Consider the following 23,367-nt stretch of genomic DNA (forward strand, 5'->3'; position numbering starts at 1 on the left):
GCGCAAAAATACTAATTATCTCTGGAGTCGCTTGTGGAATTTACCTGGAGCTGGTCATTTTGAGTTATAAGCTTGCGACTCAAATAATTGAATCGGAGGTAGAGTAAGATCCCACTAACCGTAAGCCCGGCCAAAAGACCGATCCAAATCCCCGAACTTTTGTAGGGGGTGTGTAAGCCCAGATAATACGAAATAGGAAAGCCCACAACCCAATAAGCAATAAAGGTGAACAAGGTAGGCAACTTCACATCTTGCATACCTCTTAAAGCGCCAAGAACCACAACTTGAACCCCATCTGAGATCTGAAACACAGCAGCCACTATGAGCAGGCGGGCTGCAATTTGAACTACTTCGAAATTATCGGCAAAGTTCTGAGCATCGTCAAAGTCCACATAGAGCTTTGGCAGTACTTGGTGAAATACAAAGAACAAGACCGCAAAGCAACAAGCTAGCAATATGGCCAATAAGAAAATAGAGTGCGCTATGCGTCTGAGCTCCCTATAGCGTTGTAAACCTTGTTGATTGCCAACACGGATCATAGCAGCGACGCTTAGCCCCATAGCCACCATAAAGGTCATGGAAGAGAGGTTCAATGCGATTTGATTAGCAGCCTGCGGATTCTTGCCCAACAAGCCAGACATCCAAATTGCTGCGGTGAATATGGCCACTTCAAAGAACATCTGTAAGGCAGACGGAAAGCCCAAACTCAATATGCGTTTGATCATACTGTTCTCTAGCGCAAAGAGTTTGATCTTTAAGACGTATTCTTTGGATTTGAGATTGCGTTTCATTAGGAGCCATAAATAGCCCACCATAATAACACGAGACACCAAAGTACCAATCGCTGCACCTACTATTCCCATTTGCGGGAATCCGAACTTTCCAAAGATGAGTAAGTAGTTCAACACTATATTTACAACATTGGCCAAGAGCGTAGCATACATAGGAGCTCGGGTCATGGAGAGCCCATCGCTGCACTGCTTAAACGCTTGAAAAATAATTAACGGAATGAGTGAAAACGCTACAAGATCCAGATAGGGTTCTGCCAATACAACTACCTCTTGAGGTTGATCCATAAAGTACAAGAGCGGTTTGGCAAAATACACCCCCAAGAATAGGGTGATACCCAAAACAGTGCAAAGAAAGAGACCGTGCTTAAAGGCAGCCTTCCCGGCTTGAAAATTTCCCTCCGCATCCGCAGCAGCTACCAAAGGTGTAATAGCGGTAGAAAAACCTATACCTAAAGACATTGCAATGAACATAAAACTATTCCCCAAGGAAACTGCAGCGAGTTCTGCAGTACCCAGCTGGCCTACCATGATATTGTCTACAAAACTCACAAAGGTATGCCCCAGCATGCCCAGAATAACGGGAGCCGCCAAGGACCAATTGTACTTGAATTCTTTGGTGTATTGGGTTAGTGTCATTGCGTTAGTACCGGATTCTGTGTGGTACGAATCAGATCTGTCTGCATCAAATTTAAAATTTAATATCTTTAAACAAAGCCTTAAGCGATGAAAGTACAAGCAAACAGTATAACAGAATATCTAGCCGCCATACCAGCAGAGCGCAAGCCTTATATGGAGCAACTACATCGAACCATTCTAGACAACCTGCCTGAGGGCTTTGAACCAGCTTTGAGTTATGGGATGATCGGATATGTGGTGCCTCATAGCATTTACCCTGATGGTTATCATTGCGACCCGAAGTTGCCGCTACCTTTTATGAGTATTGCCTCACAGAAGAATTTCATTGCGCTTTATCATATGGGAATCTACTCCGACCCCGAGCTATTGGAATGGTTTAAAGCCGAGTATCCAAAATATGTTAAGACCAAATTAGACATGGGTAAAAGCTGTATTCGATTTAAAAAACCAGAGACCATTCCATATGAGCTAATCGGCCAATTATCAAGTAAAATGACACCGCAGCATTGGATAGACCGCTATGAGTTAGTGGTTAAGTCGTAAAAATTCCTTATTTTCGTGTCGACATAATAGCAATCCAGATTTTTCAAAACTACCTATACCCCCCAGTATAAAAATGAAAAAACCGCAAATTCTGGCTTGCGCTGCGGTACTCCTATTTGGGGTACAAATAGCCAAAGCCCAGGTGGGTATTGGGACTATTAATCCCACTGCCCAATTAACCATTGATGCAGGGTCGAGCGGAATCGCTCCCCTAGAACTGACCAACACATCGACGGCACCTACTACCAATCTCAATGCCGGACAACTCGCTGTGATAAACAATGAACTCTACTATTATGAACCCAATAGAGGACATTGGTTAAGTGTGACCACCATTCCCATTAATTTTGTTCGAAACGGTAATGTGAGTAACCAGAATATGTATTTTGGTGGACGCATTACGAATCAGGACGCCGGGGCTGTGATGCCCAAGAATGGAACTATAGTTCACATTTCTGCAACCTCATCTGGAGGGAACGCAACCAAGCGATTTGAACTGCGGGTTCGAAACGGTGGTGCTAATGTGAGTGTTACAGATATTAACTTGGTAGATAATGGTCTAAATGACGACACTGTCGACATTGACTTTTCTGCCGGTGACAATATTGCACTGCGCGCTAGAGACGATGGCAATGGAGATATTGCTAATCCGTCTGCGATCTTATGGATCAAATGGCGTGAATAGCCTTATTTAATTCCGTATTTATCAAACAGGTAGACCAGAGAAGCCATAGCAGCTGCTCCGAGTTCTAATTCGCGTTTGTTAATGGCGTCAAAGGTGTCGTTAGGCGCGTGGTGGTAATCGAAATACCGCTGTGAATCTGGGCGCAGCCCAGCAAGCACAATTCCGTCTGTTTTTAAAGGGCCAATATCAGCTCCGCTGCCACCTTTGGTAAAAGCGTGGACCATATAAGGTTCAAAGAGGGTTTTCCAAGACATCACCTGCTGGTAGTTTGACGGGTCACTATCAAAGGAAAAACCTCTAGGAGAAAATCCACCAGCGTCACTCTCCAAAGCGAACACATGGGTTTCCTTATTCTTTTGAGCCATTTCTGCATAGGCTCTTCCGCCGCGCAGGCCATTTTCTTCGTTCATGAATAAAACTACACGTAGACTGTGTTTAGGCTTGTAATTGGCTTTCTGTAATAGCCGCAGTACCTCCATAGATTGCACACAACCGGCACCATCGTCGTGAGAACCGTCTCCGGTATCCCAAGAATCCAAGTGGCCTCCTACAACAAAGTACTTATCTGGGAATTCTGATCCGGTTAACTGACCTATCACATTATATGACTGCACATCTGGAAAGGTCTGGCAAGATTGGGTAAAGCTCAATTTTAAATTAGGGTCCTTTTGCAGTGCCTCACTCAGGGCTTCTGCTCCTAAGGTACTGACCGCAGCCGCAGGAATACGTTGATCGTCTTTAAGATCTCCATAAGACATAGACCCTGTGTGGGGATAATCATCTAAACGCAAATTCATGGAACGCACTATGACACCAACGGCTCCGTATTTTCCGGCTTCCATTGCTCCGGCATAACGCTGATCTACACAGCCTCCATAAGCGGCAAAGGTGTTGATCAGTTCCGCCTGCATCGGCCTGTTATAGAATACGATCTTCCCGGCAATAGCCTCTTTGCCTAAAGCGGCCAAGGCATCTAAAGATTGCACTTCGACAACCTGAGCAGAAGTACCAGATGCCGGTGTTGCTACGGAACCACCCAAAGCGCAGATCTGTAATTCAGTCTTGTTTCCGGCCGTCTCGAAATAAGCGGTTTCTTTCGCTCCACGAACCCACTTAGGAACCATAACGGGTTGTAGCCACACGGAATCCAAGCCCAAAGCCTTGAGTTCCATCTCGGTGTATTTAACTGCGGCTTCGGCCTCTGCAGATCCAGATAAGCGACCTCCTATTTGATTAGACAAGTGCTCTAACCACTGATAGCTTTGCCCGTTGAGCAAGGCCAGGTCGTAAATGTTTCTAAGCATTAGTGAATCCTGAGATTGGGTTTGCCCTGAAACTAGTGTACTGAGGAGCAAACAGACCGATACGAAGCGCAATTTTAAATTCATAATAGACTATTCGTTATTTAGTTCTTCTAGATATTGTTTCAGTTTAGCCTGAGTTTCGGTATCCAATTCCGGCTCTTTAATGTTGGTATATTGCTGCATGGATTCCAAAAGGATATTGGCTACAATCACACGAGCGGCGCGTTTGTTGTCTGCAGGGATCACAAACCAAGGTGCGTGTTCTTTAGACGTTCTGTTGATAGCATCCTGATAGCATTCCATATACTTATCCCAGAGTTTGCGTTCCTTGAGATCTCCGGAAGAGAATTTCCAGTTCTTCTCCTTTTTCTTAAGCCTGCGCAGCAAACGATTCTTTTGCTCGTCCTTAGAAAGATTCAAATAGAACTTAAAGATCAAAGTACCGTTCTCTGCCAAGTGTTTCTCGAAATTATTGATCTGCTCAAAACGAGCATCCCAAAAGGCATCATCTATCTGTTCCACACGCTTTAGCTTGGGCAGGCGCTCGTTCAATATATACTCCGGATGCACTCGGGTAACCAACACATTTTCGTAATGAGTTCTATTGTGTATCCCGAAGATCCCTCGGCGAGGCAAGGCAATGTAATGCCTCCATAGATAGTCGTGATCTAATTCGAGCTCTGTGGGTACTTTAAAGCTGTGTACTTCTACGCCACGGGAATTGAAATCTTTGAAAACCTCTCGGATCAAACTGTCCTTACCAGCAGTGTCCATGCCTTGCAAACAGATCAAAACGGCGTATTTGTCGTGAGCATACATAGTATCTTGTAGCTTCCCCAAACGCGAACGGGTTCGCTCCAAAATACCTTCGAGCGTTTCCCTATCAAGACTAAAGTCTTCGTAAGTTGGGTGACTGTTAAGATCCGTTTGACCGGCGACACGGTATTTATTGATGTCGATCTTCATATACTGATGCTTTATTTACTGGCAAAGAGACGCACGTCTTCTTCGCTGATGGTTTCTCCGCCTAAGATAATCAATCGTTCCACGACATTGCGCAATTCGCGAATGTTACCCGTCCAATCGTAGTCTTTAAGCAGCTTTACAGCCTTATCTTGGAACTTCTTCTGGGCCGTTCCTTGTTCTTCGGATATCTTTTTGGTAAAGTAATCCAAAAGCAATGGAATATCGTCTCGGCGATCGTTCAGGGCCGGTACCTTGATTAGAATCACCGCAAGTCTGTGGTATAAGTCTTCTCTAAAATTACCCTCTGCAATTTCGTGTTTTAGGTCTTTGTTGGTCGCCGCGATAACACGGACATCAACCTTAATGTCTTTATCGTTGCCCACGCGCTGGATCCTGTTCTCTTGCAAGGCGCGCAGCACCTTGGCTTGGGCAGAAAGACTCATGTCTCCTACCTCGTCCAAAAATATGGTTCCACCGTTAGCGGCTTCGAATTTTCCTGCACGGTCCTTGTTAGCAGAAGTAAATGCCCCTTTTACATGCCCGAACAACTCGCTTTCTATAAGTTCACTCGGGATAGCTGCGCAGTTAACCTCTATCATAGGACCTTTGGAGCGATCGCTCTTTTGATGCAGCCAATGCGCTACCAGTTCTTTTCCTGTTCCGTTGGGTCCTGTGATTAAAACACGAGCCTCCGTGGGAGCGACCTTTTCTATCATCTCTTTGATATGTGAAATAGGTTCCGATTCCCCGATCATCTCGTAGTTCTTACTCACCTTCTTTTTAAGTCGGGTGTTTTCTACCACGAGTTCCTTTCTGTCCAAGGCAATGTGAACTGTATTAAGTAGTCTATTCAGGTCTGGTGGTTTTGAGATATAATCGAATGCTCCTAAACGCATTGTATTTACAGCCGTATCCAGATCTCCGTGCCCGGAGATCATCACTATGGGAGTTTCTGGTTTGAGCTTTTTGGCAGCTTCCAAGACTTCTACTCCATCCATTTTAGGCATCTTAATGTCGCAAAGGACCAAGTCAAAGTCTTCTTTTTTAATCATCTCTATCCCGGACAAGCCATCTTCTGCCTCGCTAACGGTGTAATCCGCACTTTCTTCGGTAAGTATTTTGGTCAATACTCTACGGATAGCCGCCTCGTCTTCTATGATCAATATATTCGCCATATCAAATCTTGTATTTTACTCCGGTCCTGAAATAACCGGTATTATTTTCATTGAGATTGAAAACATTATCGCGGTTCTCATCTCTTAATCGTAGTTCGTTGTACAAAGTATATGCCGCATAGGCATAGAAGTAAAAATTCTTTGCAAAATTGAATTCATAACCCAGTCCAGAGATTATCTGGGTCATGGAAATATTATCGGCTACGGCCGTTGTTCCGTCTGGGTTGGCCACCACTCTGTTGTTTTGCAGATTAGAAAAGAATCCGTCTAAAGAAACGTATGCCTGCACACTGTGTTTTTCGTTAAAACTGTGTTTTAAGTTAGTTTTTGGTGTACCTATTGAATAGGACCACTGCGGATGGAACTGCCTGAAGTAATTGATAACCGGTAAGGGAAACGGTCGCCCTTGGTTGGTCGAATACTGCAAGCCGATAACCCAGCGATTGGGTTTTTCTACTTCTTCTGCGGAGCGGTCTCTGATCAGGTAAGCAGCGCCGCTAAAACGAACATCGCGGCCTAAAAAATCAGCTCGCTCAAAATTTGAGGCCAACTCTATTCCAGCTCTTGCACCAAAACGCCAATCGTTCTCGAACTTAAAGGTATAGGCCATAGTTGCTCTAAACACTTGAAAAGTTTTGGCATCGTTTGCGTCATAAGGCACCGGATCGTCTATGTCTAAGGTAATGTGGCGGTATTCAAATCCGGGGATCAAATAACTACCCTCCCAAGACAAAGGAATCGGAAAGTTTATAAAAGAGCGGAATCTCGAAATGGAATTGTCACTATCTACCTGTGGAATTCGTGTCCATTCCACACGCATGAGATCTGTGGTCTGTCCCAGACAACATCCGCAGAAAACAAGAGTAAAGAAGAGCAGAATACTACGCATCGGCCTTCCCTCGAGTTTCCGGTTGTATCATGGTTCTTATATGCAGATCGCGCTGTGGGAACGGAATACTTACGTTGTTATCTCTAAAGGCTTGATCGATCTTAAAACGCACATTACTCTTAGTGAGTGGATCTGTAAAACTGTCGGTCACATAAAAGTAAACGCTAAAAACCAAGGCGGAGTCGCCAAAATCCTCGAATAACACTCTAGGAATGGGTCGTTTCAAGATACCGGGCTCGCTCTTAACACATTCCAAAAGCAACTTCTCTACCAAGCGAGTATCACTACCATAAGCAACCCCAACGGTGACACTTTCTCGCGTCATTTTGTGGTTCTGCGTGTAGTTGTAGACCGTATCGCTAATAAATTTGTGGTTGGGAATTATGATCACCTTATCGTCTCTGGTAATACAGCGCGTGGTGCGCAAGCGTATCTCTATAACTTTGCCAACCTTGCCATTGATCTCAATGATATCACCCACCAATAAGGACTTGTCTACTATGATAAAGATCCCACCAATAATGTCTTGAAATAGTTCTTGCAAGGCCAAACCTAAACCAACGAATAGCGCTGCAGAGGCCGTTAGTAAGACCGTAACGTTGATTCCAGCCGCGTTCATGGTCAGCAAAATGACCAGCAGATAGATCAGATACTTGAGAAACTTGAAGATACTTACGAACTTCAACCTGTTCTCTTCTTCCATGCGACGGGTAAGCCACTTTCTTACCAAATTGAGCACAAAGCCAGAGATCATAATGGCAGCAATCAAGGTAAGCATCAGTCCAATAGTGAGGTGGATCTGTTTGTCTCCTTCGCCAAAATGAAAGCCTCTATTCAGAAAATCCTGAACAGAGGCCCATATACTTTTACCGATCTCTGAGGCCTCTTCGGCCAAAGTTTCGTCTTGTATTAGCGCTAGTATTTTAACCATTTGAACAATTCCTTATAACTGGCCTTTTTACCGTACATCAAGATACCGACACGGTATATTTTTGCGGCCACCCATACTGTGCCTATAAAAGTAGCAAATAAAATCACTACTGATATGATTTGTTGCCAGATTGGGACTCCAAATGGTATACGCATTAGCATAACCACTGGAGAGGTTAAAGGAATGAATGAAAACACTTGAGAAACTGTCCCGTGTGGATTTTCGATCACTGTGAAAACTCCAACATATACTGCCAAGATCAGTGGCATGAGAATAGGCAGCATGAATTGCTGGGTATCAGTTTCGTTGTCTACCGCAGCTCCAATGGCGGCATAGAGCGAGGCGTACATCAAATATCCACCTAAGAAGAACAAGATAAACATGATTACTAAGTTCAGCAAAGGCAAGGAGTTGATCTCGTTGACCAAGCCAACCATTTCGCTTTGCGCTTCTGGATTGTCTTGCATTTGTTGCACCATTTCTGTTTGGGCGGATTGCGCCTGAGCCGGGTCAATATCTAGCATCGCCGAACCTACCGAAAGAAATACCCCAAGCAAGATCACCCAAACGGCAAATTGCGTAATACCTGCCAAGGAAGTCCCAAAGATCTTTCCGAGTAATAGCTGGATCGGCTTTACCGAAGAGATGATCACTTCTATGATACGGCTGGTCTTTTCTTCTATTACGGATCGCATGATCATATTCCCATAAATGATAATGAACATGAACAGCAGGTATCCGGCTATCCCTCCAAAGGCCAATTTTACTACGGAGCCCATTTTAGAGGTCTCCTCGCCTTTAAAAGTTTCCAAATTGGTCCGTACGCGAACGCGGAGGTCTCTAATCTTAGCAGCGTCCATACCTGCTTCCGCCAAACGGGAGTCTGTAGCCAAACTACCAATACGGTCCTCGATCCTATCGATCAGTAAGAGCGATGGAGAATCCACAGAATAAAAGGTCACTTGATCGGCCATTTGCTCGTAAGAATCAACCTTGGGAATGTAGAGCAGTCCGTATTGCTCGGCGCGCTCTACCTTTACTTTAGCAGAGTCCAGACTTATCCCAGTGAGGATCTCATATTTCGTGTTCTCTGTGTTCTCGAATTTGTCAATGAACAAGCCCGTTTCGTCTAAAATGGCGATGGTTTTGCTGCTCTCGTTATTTAGCTGCGACAAATAGGCAACCACAAAGATCAGCGCCACCATGATCAGCGGGCTTAAAAAGGTCATGACAATAAAGCTCTTGTTCTTTACCTTATTGAGGTATTCGCGTTTTATAATGAGTGGAAGATGGTTCATCTTAGCTGTTTTTTATCGTTTGAATAAAAATGTCGTTGGCACTAGGAACTACCTCCACAAAATGAGTTAGTTGTCCTTTAGTGCTCAGGTACTGGATAAGATCGTTTGCAGATCCGTTGTCTCCCAGTTTGATGTTACACATCAGCTCGTCATTGATGCTCTTGAATTGCGCAGGAGAAACCGAAAATTTGCTCTCCAATTCCTGAAGTACTGCTTTGTCATTAGGCGTTATCAACCCTACCTCGAAGGTGTTGGTTTTGTTCGCTCTTTTAATGTCGATGAGTTTTCCGTCTAAGATTTTGTTGGACTGATGGATCAGCGCAATATGATCACACATTTCTTCTACGGATTCCATGCGGTGGGTAGAAAAGATAATGGTCGCACCATTGTCGCGAAGACGCAGGATCTCATCTTTAATAAGGGTCGCATTGATCGGGTCGAAACCGCTAAAGGGTTCGTCAAAGATCAAGAGCTTAGGTTCGTGTAGCACCGTAACCACAAATTGGATCTTTTGCGCCATTCCCTTAGAGAGTTCTTGGATCTTTTTGTTCCACCAATCGCCAATCTCCAAGCGCTCGAACCACATGCGAAGTCGTTTCTTAGCTTCGGTCTTGTCTAAGCCTTTCAATTGGGCCAAGTACAGTGCTTGCTCACCCACTTTCATGGATTTGTAAAGCCCGCGTTCTTCGGGTAAATATCCTATGTCTTTAATGTGATCCGGGCGCAGCGGTTCTCCATCTAACATGACGCTCCCGGTGTCGGGCATAGTGATCTGATTAATGATACGGATAAAGGTAGTTTTTCCGGCTCCGTTGGGTCCAAGTAGTCCAAAAACGCTGCCCTTGGGCACACTGATAGACACCTGGTTGAGGGCAGTATATTCACCAAATTTCTTGGTTACACTGTCTGCAACTAGCAAATCATTCATAAGGTACGTTGAAGTTTTTTTAGTTATGTCCAAGCAGGCGGTTAGCTCGCATAGACAACAAAGTTAGTACAAATCAACCTGGATTTGTTACAATTCAAAATGGCCTAAAAAATAAAACCCACCCTTGACTGTGATCAAGGATGGGAAAAAAATTGCTATGAAAAAGAAAAATTATCACTAGAAAGGAATCTAGTAATAGTCAAATATATAAAAATAATTTTAATAAGCTCGGTTCCCTTAAGAGAACATGTCTTTCACCTTCTCGAAAAAGGATTTGTCTTCCTTTTCGGGCTTTGGCTGGAAGTGCTCATCGGTACTCATACGCTCAAAGAAGTCCTTTTGCTCCTTAGAAAGCGTGCGCGGTGTCCATACATTGACGTGTACCAGAAGATCGCCTTTTCCGTAGCCGTTTAGGTTAGGAATTCCCTTGCCTCTCAAACGCAAAATCTTTCCACTTTGCACTCCGGATTCGATCTTGATACGCACCTTTCCACTCACGGTTTCTATCTCTTTAGAAGTACCTAAAGCAGCCTCAGAAAAACTGATATAGAGGTCGTAATGTAAATTATCTCCTTCGCGCTGCAAGAACTCATGTGGCTTCTCGGTAATGGCCACTAAAAGATCTCCCGGAATTCCATTACCAGGCGCATCATTTCCTTTACCACTCACTTTGAGTTGCATGCCGTCTTCTACCCCAGCTGGTATCTTGATAGATACTGTTTCTTCTGTAGCTATCATTCCTTGAGCGTCAGCGTTGGCAGGTTTTTTATCGATAACCTGACCGCTACCGCCACAAGTAGAACAGGTAGTAGCCGTTTGCATACGGCCCAAAATGGTATTTTGTATACGGGTTACCTGACCTTGACCATTACAGGTACTACAGGTAGAGAAAGTAGTTCCTTGAGCCATTTTTTTGCGCTTGACCTTGATCTTCTTCTCCACTCCTGAGGCGATCTCCTCTAGGGTCAGACTCACTCGAATGCGCAGGTCACTTCCTTTAAGTCGGCGACCGCCTCCGCCAAATCCGCCGAAACCACCGAATCCGCCGCCGCCAAAAGCACCGCCAAAAATGTCTCCAAACTGACTGAATATGTCATCCATATTCATCCCACCTCCGGCGCCTCCAAAACCTCCGCCTTGGAATGCTTGATGTCCGAACTGATCGTACTGCTGACGTTTTTGCGGATCGCTTAAGACCTCATAAGCCTCTGCAGCCTTTTTGAACATCTCCTCGGCTTTGGCATCGCCAGGATTCTTATCGGGGTGATATTCAATGGCTTTTTTGCGATAGGCCTTTTTGATCTCTGCTGCCGAAGCGCTTTTGTCTATGCCTAATATTTCGTAAAAATCTTCTTTCACTGTCTTAATTATTGCTGCCCAATGACCACTTTTGGATATCTGATGATCTTCTCACCCAAAGTATAGCCTTTTTCAATCACATCGATGATCTTGCCCTTCATGTCCTCTGTAGGTGCAGGGATCTGGGTAACAGCCTCGTGCAGATCTGCATCGAAAGTAGTTCCCGCTTCGATCTCAATGGTTTGTAGGCCTTTGTTCTTAAGGGTTTCTTTCAGCTTGTTGTGGATCAGGGTCACACCTTCATAGAGTCCGTCGTCCTCTGCACGCTGAATCTCCTTCAAGGCGCGGTCAAAATCGTCCAACACAGGCAATAAGGACTGCATTACCTCTTCGCCTGCTGTCTTAAAAAGCTCGATGCGCTCTCGGCTCGTGCGCTTCTTAAAGTTTTCGAACTCCGCAAAGAGTCTTAAGAACTTGTCTTTTTCTTCTTGCAGTTCGCGCTGGGCTTGCTCCAATGCTGATTCTTTAGAAGCTACTTGCTCCTCTTTCTGATCTACAGCGACCTCTTGATCTAGTAATTGATCTAGTTCGTCGCTGCTGTTGTTTTTATTCTTGTCTTTCTTGCTCATGGCAAAAACGCTTGTTTTTTAGGTAGACTTACAGCGTGCAAAAGTACTGCCATTGTTTTAAAAATGTCAAAATGTCACCAATAAATTGTCTGTCTACAGCAAATTTGACAAGGCCGTCGCAATATCTGAATATGCAAAAGTGTAGCCGGACTTCTCTATCTTTTCAGAACTGACCTGTTGTCCTTCTAAAACCAAGTTGGCGCGCTCGCCCATGGCAATCTTTAAAACAAAGCCAGGCACAGCTGGTAGAATAATCTTTTTACCCAAGGTTTGCGCTACTTTGTATGTGAGCTCTTTATTGCTAACAGGTGTAGGGGCAACGCCATTGTACACCCCAGTCAGTGCATTCTGTATCAAGTGCAGATAAATCCCGCTGATGTCTTGTAGATGAATCCATGAAAACCACTGATCTCCACTACCCAAAGCCGCTCCTACACCTAATTTTACTGGCTTAATAATTTGTGGTAATGCACCTTGATCAGAATCTAATACTACCCCGGTTCGCAGTTTAGCCACTTTTATTCCCAGAGCCTCGAACCTATCCGCGGCAGCTTCCCACTTGACGACAACCTCTCCCAAGAAATTATTGGCAACAGCAGTGTCAGACTCTTTATAATTGGCTGTTAAACTGTTTGGATAAATGCTAATACCAGAAGCGCTTATAAAATGCTGCACTTTGTGCGGATTATTCTTCAGAGTGTCCTCTAATAGCCGCATAGTCTGAATTCGAGAATCCAAGATCTCTTGACGGTAAGCTTTTGTCCAGGGCTCAGAGATCGGAGCTCCGACCAAATGAACAATGGCGTCAACTCCTTCGATACATTCAGGATCTATCTCTTTCTTATCTGGATTCCAAAGAAAACCCTTGTGATTATCTTCTTGTTTTAAGGCAGCTGATCGGGTGGTGAGAAAATGAACTATATAACCCGCTTGGTGCAGATCTGCAGTGAGTTGAGTTCCTATTAGGCCCGTTGCCCCAGTGATTAAAACCGTCATGCTTTTTATTTGCAAAAATACGCATAAGCAGACTTTCTATTTCTGAAACTTATCTTAAGGCTTTGTGGCTCTGAGCATATGCCTTTTACCGGGAGGGCCGTCGAGACGCTCTACGGTATAACCCAGAGCCTGCAGATCTCTCCGCACATCGCCTTTGGCGCAATAACTGACCCATACCCCACCTGGCTTAAGGGCCTCATAGGTCTTTGATAAGAGTTCCCGCTGCCAGAGTTCCGGTTGAACCCGCGGACCAAAGGCATCGAAGTAGATAAGGTCGTACTTTTGCACCGCAGTCAATTGTTCAAAGGTGATCTGTCTTTTGAGGAGTGTAAACTTCGGATCGATTGTAAAAGGTTCTTCCCAAGGGGCTTGGTGCATGGCCTCAAAATCGGACGGCGACATAGACAGCATCTCGGAATAATGCATGGCTTGCCATTCGGCTTGCTGCACTGGAAAAGCCTCCAGGCCGGTATAATCTATTTTGATCTGCTGCTGGCGGGCATAGCCCAAGCTTAAAAGTGCATTGAGGCCGGTTCCGAATCCAAACTCCAAAATGGATAAACTAGAAATGGACCCCGAAGCAAGCCTGTGCTGGAGTCCATTTTGTATAAATACGTGTTTTGCCTCTGCAATGGCCCCATGTTTGGAATGATATTGTTCATCCCAATCGGGCAATTGTATGGTCCAGGAACCGTCGCCAGTTTGGATCAGTTCCCTTTTCACGAATTATTCCTGAGGATTAGAATCTTTTGCTGTGGCCGCTTCTTGTTCTGGTAATAAAACTCCGCTAGAAACAATGGCCAAAGACTTTTTAGGTTCGGTGATGGCAGCAATCTCTTCTGGAGATTTACCGTCGTCTTCTGCGTAGTGTTTAAGATCTTCAACACTAACCTCTTCAATAAAAGCCACCCCTTCTATAATAGCTTCTTGGCCAGCTATATCTAAAGGCATAAAGAAACCGTAATCCTTAAAACGCACCATGGACTCTTCTCCAGCGATGTCAACCTTCATCCAACAACCTTTCTTTTGGCAAACGGCGTTTACCTTAGAAGAGAATTTAACAGGGACAGTATCTCCTACTTTAAGAGACTTGGTGTACTCCGCTAAGGCTTCTGGTGTCATTACTTCGGAAACTGCCACGGGAGCTCCATAAGTCTGAAAGCTTTGTTTGACCTCTTCTACGGCAATGGTAGCATCTTCTTTAGATACTTCTTGTTTACAACTAACTAGTGCAGTAGCTAGTGCGATTACAACAAACAGATTTCGCATTGTTTTTTGATTTAATGATAAGCAAATAATATACTGCAATTTTATGAATTATTTAGATTTTATGTGGTGGTTTTTTTGGCTAATTTTGCACTTTAAACGATCCTTACATGCAGCTTACACCTTCTAAATCGCTAGAAATTACCCAAGTTTCTGAGTCTAAAATCGATCAGGTTGATTTTCAAAACCTTGTCTTTGGACGCGCATTCACCGATCATATGTTCGAATGTGATTTTATAGATGGGAGTTGGCAAAATCCCAAGATCAGACCTTACGGACCATTGAGTATAGAGCCAGCAGCCAAAGTGTTTCACTACGGGCAAGCGGTTTTTGAAGGAATGAAAGCTTACAAGGACGAAGCGGGTAAGGTATTTCTCTTTAGACCAGAAGAGAACTTTAAGCGCATCAACAAATCGTCTAAGCGAATGGCGATCCCGGAATTTCCAAAGGAATTTTTCTTCGAAGGATTAGAGACCTTACTGCGTTTAGACAATGCATGGATCAAACCTGGATTGGGAAATTCTCTTTACATAAGACCTTTTGTGATCGCTACTCAGAACGGAGTGTCTGCCTCTCCTTCTGATCAGTATAAATTCATGATCATATTATCGCCTGCACAGGCTTATTATTCGGGTTCTGTAAAAGTGGTAATAGCCGAACACTACAGTCGTGCTGCAGATGGTGGTGTGGGTGCAGCCAAAGCAGCGGGAAATTATGGAGCTCAGTTCTACCCTACCAACCTGGCTAAGGACTTGGGTTACCAACAAGTGATCTGGACTGATTCTAAAGAGCACAAGTATTTGGAAGAAGCCGGAACCATGAACGTTTTCTTTCGAATCGGCGACAGCTTGCTAACTGCACCAACCAACGATCGTATCTTAGATGGAATTACTCGTAAAAGTGTGATCCAAATTGCAAAAGATGCTGGAGTTGACGTACAGATTCGCCGTGTTGAAGTGGACGAACTGGTGGCAGCCGCCAAAGACGGAACCTTGAAAGAGATCTTCGGAGCTGGAACTGCGGCTGTGATCAGTCCGGTGAGTGCCTTTAGCTATATGGGAGAAGAATACGCGATCCCATCCGCAGAAGACAGTTACGCCAAACGCTTTAAAACTGCCTTAATGCAGATTCAGCACAATTTGGCCGAAGACCCTTACGGTTGGCGCTATCCAGTTAACTAAGACTTGAGTATATCTTCTATACTGGGTTTAAAATAATTAGGCCCTTTAAGCACCTTTCCATCTTCGCGATAGATGGGTTTGCCGTCGGCACCCAGTTTGCTCATATTACTGCGTTGTATCTCTGCAAAGACCTCTTCTATTTTGTGTTGTAAACCGTGCTCTATGATGGTTCCGCAAAGTATATAAAGCATGTCACCCAAGGCATCGGCTACCTCAACGAGATCTCCGTTGTTTGCAGCTTCTAGATACTCTTCGTTCTCTTCGCGCATGAGTTTATAGCGCAGCAAGTGTTTGTCTTCGCCCAGGTGGGCCTTAGGAGATTTAAGACTGTCAAGGCCAAAAGCATCGTGAAAAGCCTGAACGGCAGCAATTTTATCTTGCATAATGTGGGTTCTAAGTTGTAATTTTGCAGATATAAATCTACAAAGATGTTCACGACCGGGCGTATCGTTTTTATAAGTTTTTTTGTGCTTGCTTTTATTACGGCCATGATATGGGCTTATCGTAAAGACAAAAACCTACACCTAAAACAGTACAAAGGTGCTAAGTGGATCTTGTTGGGATTCATCCTTTTCCTACTCGCACTACTAGGGCTTAAACAGGTACTAAACCTGTAATATTAAGCCACTCCTATAACAAATATATTGAGGATTGCAAATTGGAATTTTAACATTTGCAGCCTAACTTTTCGAATTATACCCGGTATTGGGTAGGTTTCATCACAGCCTTTTCCCTGACCTTTGAATTAATCTAAAACCGCAAACAATGAAAACCAGACTATTTATTTTAGCAAGCCTCGTGTTTTGTTTTGTCGCTTGCAAAAATCAAAATAACAAGGAGGAAAAAGTAGACACACCTAGTCTGGTCACTCGCGGAGATCCGCTTTAACTCGGTCTCTACCATAGAAAAGCACCGCAAGAATATGATACGTAAACTCGGGCTATCCGGCAAAGGAGAATTGCTGCGTTACGCCATTGAGACCAAATACAACTTCGATACCTAATTCATAGAATTTATACCCATCAAGGGGTATAAAACCACCTCATAGAATCTTTTAATATTGTATAAATCAAATTCAAACATCATGTACAAACTAACACTCCTCACCCTTTTAGGATTTTTCCTTTTCACTGCAAACACCAACGCCCAAAGCCGAGACTTTGACGGAATTTGGTCTGGAACCCTGACCACTTCAAATGGCGACGACAGCGAGCTAACGCTGTACATAGAAGACAACAATGTCTACTCGGTTTATCTCGACGAAGACGGAGACCGCGCCAAATACAAAATGAACGAGGTGATCTGGTCCAAAGGTTACGGCGAGCAGATCAGTTTTGTTTGGATGAACAAAGGCGGGGTTTGGACAGAAACCCAAATGTATTCTATTGCCTGGTTAGACAGCGATAGGATCTCTGTGCATCACCTGCGTCACGTAAGTAACGAAGACGAATACGACACCAATACCGATTGGGGTTATACCTCAGAAGGAATCCTCAGAAAAGAGTAACCACACTTTAAAACATAAAAAAACCTCCCAGCACCATAAAGTTCGGGAGGTTTTTTTATAGATTTCTCTTAGCCTACTTCAAGAAACTATAACGCTTTGCGTAGTCTAGCATTTGCGAAACGAAACTCTCTGACTGCACCACTTCAAAACCAGTGATCTCCCCATTATCGTCCATTACAGGAACGATCTCCGGATTCACAAAACCACCATAAGGTGCTGCACTAAACTTGCTGTTGCGGTCTAGAACCTCTTTATGAAGGTCTTGATCTACTTTAACGCCGTAGTCCTCTACCAAGGCCTTGGCAGCTTCGTAGTCTCCTTCTGAAGTAATTCGCTGCGTCTCACGAAGCAAACGCCCAAAGATCTCTCGTAGCTTTTGGTAATCGTTGATGTTGTAATAGGTTTTACCATCTTTTACAATCTTCTCGATCACATTGTCCGCTTGTCCTTGCTCATAAGCCCAAGCACTCACCCATTGGCGGTTACGCATATGCGCCTCTTCTACATCAGCTCCAAGTTCCAAGCGTACCAATTGGCTTACCAATCCGTTGCGGATATAGCCGTCATAAGCAGCCATTCCTGTTTTCTCCCAGTCTTCTACTAAGCCGAGTTCTTGTAGCTTTGGATCCATTAGATAGTACAGTCCAAAAAGATCCGCTCGACCTTCTTCTATGGTCGATTTGTAACTTTTTAAGGTTTCCTTCGGAGTTCCAACTCCTGGGTTAATCTGTCCAGAAGCATGCCCCACTACTTCGTGTAAAGCCGTGTGTAACTTATCTGCCAACTGCCCGTACTCGGTTTCCAATTCGATCTCCAATGAGTCGTAGGCGAATTCCTTTAAGCGGCCAGTGCTTCCAGCATTGGCATAAGAATTAATGATATTACCTAAAGACACCGACTTACTTCCGTGCTTCTGACGGATCCAGTTGTTGTTCGGAAGGTTAACTCCAATTGGCGTAGATGGGGAAGCATCTCCAGCCTCTCCTGCCACGTTCACCGTCTTATATGAAACTCCTGTAACGTTGTCCTTTTTGTGCTCGTCCATCAGTGGAGAATTGTCTTCGAACCACTGGGCTTCTTTAGAAAGCACAGCCATTTTCTTAGACATATCAAAGTCCTTGATCTCTACGATGGTCTCGTAAGATCCTTTATATCCCTTTGGATCGTTATACACCTCGATGAATCCGTTGATCCAATCGATATTACCTTCGGTAGAGTTTACCCAAGCAACTGCATAGTCATCCCAAGTGTCCAGACTACCCGTTTGGTAGTACTCGATCAATAGGCCAAGAGCTTTGGCCTGATTCTCATTCTCTGCAACTCCTTGAGCCAATTCCAACCACTTGATGATCTCGTCAATGGCTGCACCGTACATACCACCGCTTTTATAGACTTGTTCTACGAGTTGTCCGTTCTCTTTTACCAGACGCGTATTGAGCCCCACTTCGATAGGTTCGTCTGCATCTACCTCGATAGCGCTGTAAAATGCCTCTACTTCTGCCTCGGTCACATCAGGTCCGTAAAAGTTGATCGCACTTTCCAATACAATATCGGCATCCTTGCTCAGGTTAACCTTTTTAGCATCCGCAGCATTAAAGATCACTTCAAAAGCCTCCGATTCTAAAGAAGTATTGGTTGCAGCCATCAATTCTTCTAAATAAGCCGCATCAAAACCTGGCTGTAATTTATCGTTCGAATAATGGTGGTGGATCCCATTGGAGAACCACACTCGCTTTAAGTAAACTTCAAAAGCCTTCCAGTTGTCTGTGCTCTTATCTCCGGAATAGGTAGTATAAATGTTCTCAAGAGCAGCGCGAATGGCCAAGTTGTGACGGTAGTTCTGTGCCCACATGATATCACGTCCTGCCAGACCAGCTTGAGTTAGGTAATAAACCAGCTTTTGCTCTTTCAAGGTCAAATCGTCCCAGCCGTCAATTTTGTAGCGCAAGATCTTCAGATCTGCAAACTGATCTATCTGATATTGGAACTCCTGCTCTACCGCCTTTGCTGCTAGATCCTCGTTGGAATCATTGGCAGATTCCTGGCAAGACCAAAGAGTAAAACTCAAAAAGAATCCCGCCAAAAGGTATTTAATGTTCATAATTTAGTTTGTTTAGATATGCGCAAATGTAGCAAAATAATCCCTGTGAATTTGATATCTTAGGGGCTCATCAACAGCTATAAAGTATGAAGTTTTTAAAGTATTTGTTTTTGCTGATCTTGGTCGTTTTGGTAGCCGGAGCGGTTTACTTTGGTGCTCAAGATGGTAAATTCGACGTAGCTGCAACTAAAGATCTTCAGGTTCCGCAGGCCTTGGCTTTCCAAACTGCAGACAACTACCAGACCTGGGCACAGTGGGGTCCATGGATGGAAACCGACCCTGACATACAGCTAAGCTACAGTGACACCATACAAGGGATAGGTGCTGCCTATTCTTGGACAAGTGAACAGCCCGAAGTTGGCAATGGTAATATGCAAACTGTCGCTGTGGTGGAGCAGCAGTCTATAGATCAAAAGATCACCTTTAACTCTCCTTTGGGAGCAAGCACGTCTGATGTGTATTGGCGTTTTGAACCTGGAGACAACAATACCACCAAAGTAACTTGGGGCATGAAGGGAGAATTGAGTCTGCTCGAAAAGGTATTCATGGCTTTCCAACCCGGCTCTTTTGAAGACGCCACCAAGGCCATGTATGAAAAAGGTCTGGAAAACATGGAAAACTATATTCAAGCGCAGATGGCTAAATTCTCTGTCAATTTTGACGGTATTGTGGAATATGGTGGCGGTTATTATATGTATGTAACCGAATCGGCAACCACAGCCGGTCGCGCTCTTAAAATGGGCCCCATGCTCGGCGAAGTAATGGCTTATATGCAATCCAACAATATTCAACAAAGTGGTGCGCCATTTACCATTTTTCATCAGATGGATGCTGAGGCTGGTACGGTGATCTTCTCTGCCGCCATTCCAGTTAAAGAGCGGATCAATACCGCATTAGACAGTAAAGTGCTCTGCGGCTATATGGAGCCACTAACGGCTGTGAAAACCACCCTAAAAGGCAATTACGACCATCTCGATGCCGCATATAAGGCGGCCTACACCTATATCGAGGAAAAAGCGCTAGCCTTAGATCCGGAGCAACCTCAATTTGAGGTCTACGCCTCGGATCCTGGGCTAGAACCCAATCCGGCCAATTGGCTCACCGAGATCTATGTACCCATAGTTACGCCTACGCAAACTATCAATTAATGAAGGCAGTACTGTTGGTGTTTTTAGGCGGAGGATTAGGTAGTGCCTGCCGCTATTTAGTGGGTAAATTGGCAGCAGACCAGAACCTATCTAGCTTTTGGGGAACCTTTTCTGTAAATATGTTGGGATGTTTGCTGATCGGCTTGCTTTTAGGAGCCAGCAATCGTTATGGCTGGATGGATCAGAACCAACTTTGGCTTTGGACAGTAGGTTTTTGCGGCGGCTTCACCACTTTTTCCACCTACGCCTTAGAAGGGCAACAATTCTTAAAGAACGGGCAATTGGCGGCTTTTGTGGTCTATATGGCTGGAAGTTTGCTTGTTGGGGTCCTCGCCGTGGCTGTGGGAATCTGGCTGAGTCGCATCGGAATAAATTCTTAAGAGCCGTTTACCATTGAATTAAATATTGTAGCTTTACATCAAATTAGAATCGAAATGTTTTGTACCGCAGTCCAATATAAAAACGGGAACTGGTCTTATGACCAAACGGAGGCTGTGTATTAATGAGCGATATTTAAACCTACTATAACGAGCGTCCAGTTGAAAAACCTGGACGTTTTTTTTTGTCAAAAGTGAAAACACTCTATCAAAACTATCTCGAAAATTTCAGAGGACTCTCCAAAGAGATCTGGATGCTGTCTTTGGTGACCTTGATAAACAGAACGGGCGCCATGGTGATTCCCTTTTTGTCCTTATATCTGATGAAAGAACTGAATTTTAGCTTTGTACAAGTAGGTTGGATCATGACCTGCTACGGCTTAGGATCCGTCTTGGGCACTTATGTTGGCGGGAGAATCACAGATATTATTGGTTACTACAACGTGGTTGTTTTGAGTTTAGTTCTAGGTGGATTGGGCTTCATTAGCTTACAGTGGGCCTCTGGTTTCTACGGCGTTTGCTCGGCCATATTTGTTGTGATGTTTTTGGTAGATGGCTACCGACCTGCCGTGTTCGTTGCTGCGGAAGTCTACAGCACCCCGCAAACCGTTACACGCGCAATTGCCTTGATTCGACTAGCTATCAACCTAGGTTTTTCCATAGGGCCGCTCGTTGGTGGGATCATCATTGCAACGGCAGGTTACAACGCTATATTCTGGATAGATGGTGTAAGCTGTATGATAGCGGCAGGGGTAATGCTCCTGAGTTTAAAAGCGGTGAAAGCTCCCACTAAAGCAGAGCGCAAGGCCATTATAAAACACGGGGCTCCTCCCTTGAGAAACCGGCCGTTTTTGATCTATTTTTTACTAATGATGCTAATAGCCATAGTATTTGTACAGTACTTTTCTTTGGTGCCCATCTACTACGAAAAGATCTATAACCTCAGCGAAGATGTCATAGGGTGGATCTTGTTCTTAAACGGCGCCATGATTGTGCTTACCGAAATGCCCCTGGTTGGCTGGTTGGAGCGCAGTAAGATCTCGAAAGCGCGTTTAGTAGCGATTGGTACTTTATTCTTAGCAGCGAGTTTCTTGGTGCTCAACATTGGTCATCATTTTGGACTTCTCATTGTTGGGATGATACTCATGACCATAGGAGAAATGATAGAATCGCCTTTCTCCAATGCTTTAGCGCTAGAGCTGTCGCCCCAAGGCCGCAAGGGCAGCTATATGGGCATGTACAGCATGAGCTGGAGTTTTTCGCATGTTTTTGGACACAACACCGGCATGAACATGGCAGATAGACTAGGCTTTGGTATGACCTTTAACATCTTTGGAATTGGTTTGATAATCATTGCCCTGATCTGCGATCGGATGCATAAGGTTTGGAAGCAATCCGTTACCTTTATTCAATCGAACAAAGAGGCTTAATAAAATTCTTAATCAGATGAAATACTGGCTGATCTTTTTTGTCTTACTGCAGAGTTTAAACAGTTGTAAACAGCAGCAAACAGGTAGTTTAGGCACCGTAGAACTGGAAACAACCAAGACCTTTCCGCCTATAAATCCGCTGCGATACAATGTAGGGTTCTTGATCATGGACGGCACTTATAACACGGAGTTTACGGCGCCATTTGATATATTTCAACACACCATTTATCGCGACAGCATTAAGGCGATGAATGTGTTCACGGTGGCCAATACAGACGATCCTATTACCACTTTTGAAGGCGTTCGTATCATTCCAGATTACAACTATCTAAGCGATGAGATCCCAAAGATCGATATCTTGGTTATTCCGAGTGCGGAACATCACTTGGATAGCGACTTGGAAGATACAGCCATGCTCAATTGGGTCAAAGAAGTAGCAGACAAGGCCATGTTTGTCACTTCGCATTGTGACGGTGCTTTTGTACTGGCCAAAGCCGGGCTCTTAGATGGATTGGCTTCAACTACTTTTCCATCCGACATTCAGAAATACAAAGAAATGTTCCCGAACTTGGACGTGCGTGAAGATGTACTTTTTGTGCGCCACAACCGCTTTATCACTTCAGCAGGAGGTGCTAAGAGTTTTGAAGCTGCCTTGTTTACTGCGGAGTTGCTCTACGGCAAAGAGGTGGCCAGACGTTTGGCGCAAGGTTTGGTCATTGATTGGAACCTAGACGAGGTTCCTCATGTGAATATTGTCGATTAATTCAACTTTTGGATTGGCGCATTCTTGATCACATTTGACAAGACTATCTGTGTCTTGGTCTCACCGTAAATGATGAGTTGATCTATAAAGCTCTCTAAATGCAATTGGTTTTTTAAGACCACTTCCATCACGATGTTCTCATTTCCCGTGATGCGATAACAATTCACAACTTCATTAAAGGTCTTTACCTTTTCTAAAAAGGGTTTGAGTTTCCCCATAAAGGCTCTCAGCGTAATTATCGCTTTGAGTTGATACCCCATTTCTAAAGAAGAAAGATTCGCGTGATAACCATTAATAATGCCCGCATCTTCCATTTTTCTGATCCGCTCTGCAACGGCAGGAGAAGTGATCCCTACCTGCCTACCGATCTCGGCATTAGACTGTCTGGCGTTGTCTTGCAAACACTTGAGTATCTTCCAATTAAGGGTGTCCATCTTCATTTCAGTAGTTTTTTACACTATAAAATTAAAATTATTAAGCAAAATTACATTAAAACTTTAAATATTATAGAATACTCCCCTAAT

The 23,367-nt window shown here is 44.2% G+C and carries 24 protein-coding genes and 1 pseudogene; 9 read left to right on the plus strand and 16 right to left on the minus strand.

The features are described 5' to 3' along the window. Window positions 1–11: 11 nt before the first annotated feature. Entirely contained in the window at window positions 12–1,427 is a 1,416-nt protein-coding gene (locus tag AC0J2F_RS03480) for an MATE family efflux transporter (protein ID WP_473008770.1), read from the minus strand. Between the two features lie 87 nt (window positions 1,428–1,514). Between AC0J2F_RS03480 and AC0J2F_RS03485 the strand changes: the two genes are divergently transcribed. Both AC0J2F_RS03485 and AC0J2F_RS03490 read left to right on the plus strand, forming a co-directional pair. Then, on the plus strand, window positions 1,515–1,970 hold the full coding sequence (locus tag AC0J2F_RS03485) for a DUF1801 domain-containing protein (RefSeq protein WP_473008771.1): 456 nt from the start codon (window positions 1,515–1,517) through the stop codon (window positions 1,968–1,970). 73 nt (window positions 1,971–2,043) lie between these two features. Next, window positions 2,044–2,655 carry a hypothetical protein gene (locus AC0J2F_RS03490; protein ID WP_473008773.1) on the plus strand — a complete coding sequence of 204 codons (612 nt, stop codon included), beginning with the start codon at window positions 2,044–2,046 and terminating at the stop codon, window positions 2,653–2,655. A 2-nt stretch (window positions 2,656–2,657) separates the two neighbouring features. Here the strand turns inward: AC0J2F_RS03490 and AC0J2F_RS03495 are convergent, their stop codons facing one another. The 12 genes from AC0J2F_RS03495 to AC0J2F_RS03550 form a co-directional block, all read right to left on the minus strand. Further along, window positions 2,658–4,043 carry a M20/M25/M40 family metallo-hydrolase gene (locus tag AC0J2F_RS03495; RefSeq protein WP_473008775.1) on the minus strand — a complete coding sequence of 462 codons (1,386 nt, stop codon included), beginning with the start codon at window positions 4,041–4,043 and terminating at the stop codon, window positions 2,658–2,660. Between the two features lie 6 nt (window positions 4,044–4,049). Next, on the minus strand, window positions 4,050–4,925 hold the full coding sequence (locus AC0J2F_RS03500) for a PPK2 family polyphosphate kinase (RefSeq protein ID WP_473008777.1): 876 nt from the start codon (window positions 4,923–4,925) through the stop codon (window positions 4,050–4,052). Between the two features lie 11 nt (window positions 4,926–4,936). Continuing rightward, entirely contained in the window at window positions 4,937–6,100 is a 1,164-nt protein-coding gene (locus tag AC0J2F_RS03505) for a sigma-54-dependent transcriptional regulator (RefSeq protein WP_473008779.1), read from the minus strand. 1 nt (window position 6,101) lies between these two features. Further along, the gene (locus AC0J2F_RS03510; RefSeq protein WP_473008781.1) at window positions 6,102–6,989 is read right to left on the minus strand and encodes a DUF6268 family outer membrane beta-barrel protein; all 888 of its coding nucleotides are present in this window, start codon (window positions 6,987–6,989) and stop codon (window positions 6,102–6,104) included. Beyond that, a complete protein-coding gene (locus tag AC0J2F_RS03515) occupies window positions 6,982–7,920 on the minus strand; it encodes a mechanosensitive ion channel family protein (RefSeq protein ID WP_473008782.1) in 939 nt (312 codons plus the stop codon). The genes AC0J2F_RS03510 and AC0J2F_RS03515 overlap by 8 nt, the downstream gene beginning before the upstream one ends. Then, window positions 7,905–9,218: an ABC transporter permease gene (locus AC0J2F_RS03520; RefSeq protein ID WP_473008784.1), complete on the minus strand. Its 1,314-nt coding sequence runs from the start codon at window positions 9,216–9,218 to the stop codon at window positions 7,905–7,907. The genes AC0J2F_RS03515 and AC0J2F_RS03520 overlap by 16 nt, the downstream gene beginning before the upstream one ends. A 1-nt stretch (window position 9,219) precedes the next feature. Further along, window positions 9,220–10,146, minus strand: a complete 927-nt coding sequence (locus AC0J2F_RS03525; protein ID WP_473008786.1) for an ABC transporter ATP-binding protein — start codon at window positions 10,144–10,146, stop codon at window positions 9,220–9,222. A gap of 237 nt (window positions 10,147–10,383) precedes the next feature. Further along, window positions 10,384–11,505 carry a molecular chaperone DnaJ gene (gene dnaJ, locus AC0J2F_RS03530; RefSeq protein WP_473008787.1) on the minus strand — a complete coding sequence of 374 codons (1,122 nt, stop codon included), beginning with the start codon at window positions 11,503–11,505 and terminating at the stop codon, window positions 10,384–10,386. Window positions 11,506–11,513: 8 nt separating this feature from the next. Beyond that, a complete protein-coding gene (locus AC0J2F_RS03535; RefSeq protein WP_473008789.1) occupies window positions 11,514–12,074 on the minus strand; it encodes a nucleotide exchange factor GrpE in 561 nt (186 codons plus the stop codon). 93 nt (window positions 12,075–12,167) lie between these two features. Then, window positions 12,168–13,070 (minus strand): TIGR01777 family oxidoreductase, encoded by a 903-nt coding sequence (locus tag AC0J2F_RS03540; protein ID WP_473008791.1) that lies wholly within the window; start codon window positions 13,068–13,070, stop codon window positions 12,168–12,170. 54 nt (window positions 13,071–13,124) lie between these two features. Then, a complete protein-coding gene (mnmC2, locus tag AC0J2F_RS03545; RefSeq protein WP_473008793.1) occupies window positions 13,125–13,793 on the minus strand; it encodes a tRNA (5-methylaminomethyl-2-thiouridine)(34)-methyltransferase MnmC2 in 669 nt (222 codons plus the stop codon). Between the two features lie 3 nt (window positions 13,794–13,796). After that, window positions 13,797–14,339 (minus strand): DUF4920 domain-containing protein, encoded by a 543-nt coding sequence (locus AC0J2F_RS03550; protein ID WP_473008795.1) that lies wholly within the window; start codon window positions 14,337–14,339, stop codon window positions 13,797–13,799. 107 nt (window positions 14,340–14,446) lie between these two features. Here AC0J2F_RS03550 and AC0J2F_RS03555 point away from each other — a divergent pair, with 107 nt between their 5' ends. After that, window positions 14,447–15,517 carry a branched-chain amino acid aminotransferase gene (locus tag AC0J2F_RS03555; RefSeq protein WP_374958865.1) on the plus strand — a complete coding sequence of 357 codons (1,071 nt, stop codon included), beginning with the start codon at window positions 14,447–14,449 and terminating at the stop codon, window positions 15,515–15,517. On the opposite strand, the gene AC0J2F_RS03560 is transcribed toward AC0J2F_RS03555, so the two are convergent. Then, window positions 15,514–15,900 (minus strand): pyrophosphohydrolase domain-containing protein, encoded by a 387-nt coding sequence (locus AC0J2F_RS03560; protein WP_473008796.1) that lies wholly within the window; start codon window positions 15,898–15,900, stop codon window positions 15,514–15,516. The genes AC0J2F_RS03555 and AC0J2F_RS03560 overlap by 4 nt on opposite strands. A gap of 503 nt (window positions 15,901–16,403) precedes the next feature. On the opposite strand from AC0J2F_RS03560, the pseudogene AC0J2F_RS03565 reads away from it, so the two are divergent. Next, window positions 16,404–16,520: pseudogene (locus tag AC0J2F_RS03565) on the plus strand (helix-turn-helix transcriptional regulator); the annotation flags it as partial. An 81-nt stretch (window positions 16,521–16,601) separates the two neighbouring features. Further along, window positions 16,602–17,024 carry a hypothetical protein gene (locus tag AC0J2F_RS03570; protein ID WP_473008798.1) on the plus strand — a complete coding sequence of 141 codons (423 nt, stop codon included), beginning with the start codon at window positions 16,602–16,604 and terminating at the stop codon, window positions 17,022–17,024. Between the two features lie 73 nt (window positions 17,025–17,097). Here the strand turns inward: AC0J2F_RS03570 and AC0J2F_RS03575 are convergent, their stop codons facing one another. Beyond that, the gene (locus AC0J2F_RS03575; protein WP_473008800.1) at window positions 17,098–19,125 is read right to left on the minus strand and encodes a dipeptidyl-peptidase 3 family protein; all 2,028 of its coding nucleotides are present in this window, start codon (window positions 19,123–19,125) and stop codon (window positions 17,098–17,100) included. 86 nt (window positions 19,126–19,211) lie between these two features. Between AC0J2F_RS03575 and AC0J2F_RS03580 the strand changes: the two genes are divergently transcribed. The 4 genes from AC0J2F_RS03580 (at window position 19,212) to AC0J2F_RS03595 (ending at window position 22,843) form a co-directional block, all read left to right on the plus strand. Continuing rightward, window positions 19,212–20,273, plus strand: a complete 1,062-nt coding sequence (locus tag AC0J2F_RS03580; protein ID WP_473008801.1) for an SRPBCC family protein — start codon at window positions 19,212–19,214, stop codon at window positions 20,271–20,273. Next, window positions 20,273–20,653, plus strand: a complete 381-nt coding sequence (gene crcB / locus AC0J2F_RS03585; RefSeq protein ID WP_473008803.1) for a fluoride efflux transporter CrcB — start codon at window positions 20,273–20,275, stop codon at window positions 20,651–20,653. The genes AC0J2F_RS03580 and crcB overlap by 1 nt, the downstream gene beginning before the upstream one ends. Window positions 20,654–20,844: 191 nt before the next feature. Continuing rightward, complete coding sequence (locus AC0J2F_RS03590) at window positions 20,845–22,080, plus strand: MDR family MFS transporter (RefSeq protein WP_473008805.1); 1,236 nt, start codon at window positions 20,845–20,847, stop codon at window positions 22,078–22,080. Window positions 22,081–22,096: 16 nt separating this feature from the next. Beyond that, entirely contained in the window at window positions 22,097–22,843 is a 747-nt protein-coding gene (locus tag AC0J2F_RS03595) for a DJ-1/PfpI family protein (RefSeq protein WP_374959055.1), read from the plus strand. Here AC0J2F_RS03595 and AC0J2F_RS03600 read toward each other — a convergent pair. Further along, window positions 22,840–23,283, minus strand: coding sequence for an Lrp/AsnC family transcriptional regulator (locus AC0J2F_RS03600; RefSeq protein WP_473008807.1), 444 nt, complete (start codon window positions 23,281–23,283; stop codon window positions 22,840–22,842). The genes AC0J2F_RS03595 and AC0J2F_RS03600 overlap by 4 nt on opposite strands. Window positions 23,284–23,367 lie beyond the last annotated feature (84 nt).

Source organism: Gilvibacter sp. CC01 (assembly GCF_055755295.1).

Bases quoted from the DNA above. Each gene is read 5' to 3' on its own strand.
- AC0J2F_RS03510 (WP_473008781.1), bottom strand. From the start codon at position 6,989: ATGCGTAGTATTCTGCTCTTCTTTACTCTTGTTTTCTGCGGATGTTGT.
- AC0J2F_RS03505 (WP_473008779.1), bottom strand. From the start codon at position 6,100: ATGGCGAATATATTGATCATAGAAGACGAGGCGGCTATCCGTAGAGTA.
- AC0J2F_RS03500 (WP_473008777.1), bottom strand. From the start codon at position 4,925: ATGAAGATCGACATCAATAAATACCGTGTCGCCGGTCAAACGGATCTT.
- AC0J2F_RS03495 (WP_473008775.1), bottom strand. From the start codon at position 4,043: ATGAATTTAAAATTGCGCTTCGTATCGGTCTGTTTGCTCCTCAGTACA.
- AC0J2F_RS03535 (WP_473008789.1), bottom strand. From the start codon at position 12,074: ATGAGCAAGAAAGACAAGAATAAAAACAACAGCAGCGACGAACTAGAT.
- AC0J2F_RS03580 (WP_473008801.1), top strand. From the start codon at position 19,212: ATGAAGTTTTTAAAGTATTTGTTTTTGCTGATCTTGGTCGTTTTGGTA.
- AC0J2F_RS03555 (WP_374958865.1), top strand. From the start codon at position 14,447: ATGCAGCTTACACCTTCTAAATCGCTAGAAATTACCCAAGTTTCTGAG.
- crcB (WP_473008803.1), top strand. From the start codon at position 20,273: ATGAAGGCAGTACTGTTGGTGTTTTTAGGCGGAGGATTAGGTAGTGCC.
- AC0J2F_RS03570 (WP_473008798.1), top strand. From the start codon at position 16,602: ATGTACAAACTAACACTCCTCACCCTTTTAGGATTTTTCCTTTTCACT.
- AC0J2F_RS03480 (WP_473008770.1), bottom strand. From the start codon at position 1,427: ATGACACTAACCCAATACACCAAAGAATTCAAGTACAATTGGTCCTTG.
- AC0J2F_RS03485 (WP_473008771.1), top strand. From the start codon at position 1,515: ATGAAAGTACAAGCAAACAGTATAACAGAATATCTAGCCGCCATACCA.
- AC0J2F_RS03540 (WP_473008791.1), bottom strand. From the start codon at position 13,070: ATGACGGTTTTAATCACTGGGGCAACGGGCCTAATAGGAACTCAACTC.
- AC0J2F_RS03550 (WP_473008795.1), bottom strand. From the start codon at position 14,339: ATGCGAAATCTGTTTGTTGTAATCGCACTAGCTACTGCACTAGTTAGT.
- AC0J2F_RS03575 (WP_473008800.1), bottom strand. From the start codon at position 19,125: ATGAACATTAAATACCTTTTGGCGGGATTCTTTTTGAGTTTTACTCTT.
- AC0J2F_RS03490 (WP_473008773.1), top strand. From the start codon at position 2,044: ATGAAAAAACCGCAAATTCTGGCTTGCGCTGCGGTACTCCTATTTGGG.
- AC0J2F_RS03525 (WP_473008786.1), bottom strand. From the start codon at position 10,146: ATGAATGATTTGCTAGTTGCAGACAGTGTAACCAAGAAATTTGGTGAA.
- AC0J2F_RS03595 (WP_374959055.1), top strand. From the start codon at position 22,097: ATGAAATACTGGCTGATCTTTTTTGTCTTACTGCAGAGTTTAAACAGT.
- AC0J2F_RS03515 (WP_473008782.1), bottom strand. From the start codon at position 7,920: ATGGTTAAAATACTAGCGCTAATACAAGACGAAACTTTGGCCGAAGAG.
- AC0J2F_RS03560 (WP_473008796.1), bottom strand. From the start codon at position 15,900: ATGCAAGATAAAATTGCTGCCGTTCAGGCTTTTCACGATGCTTTTGGC.
- AC0J2F_RS03520 (WP_473008784.1), bottom strand. From the start codon at position 9,218: ATGAACCATCTTCCACTCATTATAAAACGCGAATACCTCAATAAGGTA.
- AC0J2F_RS03600 (WP_473008807.1), bottom strand. From the start codon at position 23,283: ATGAAGATGGACACCCTTAATTGGAAGATACTCAAGTGTTTGCAAGAC.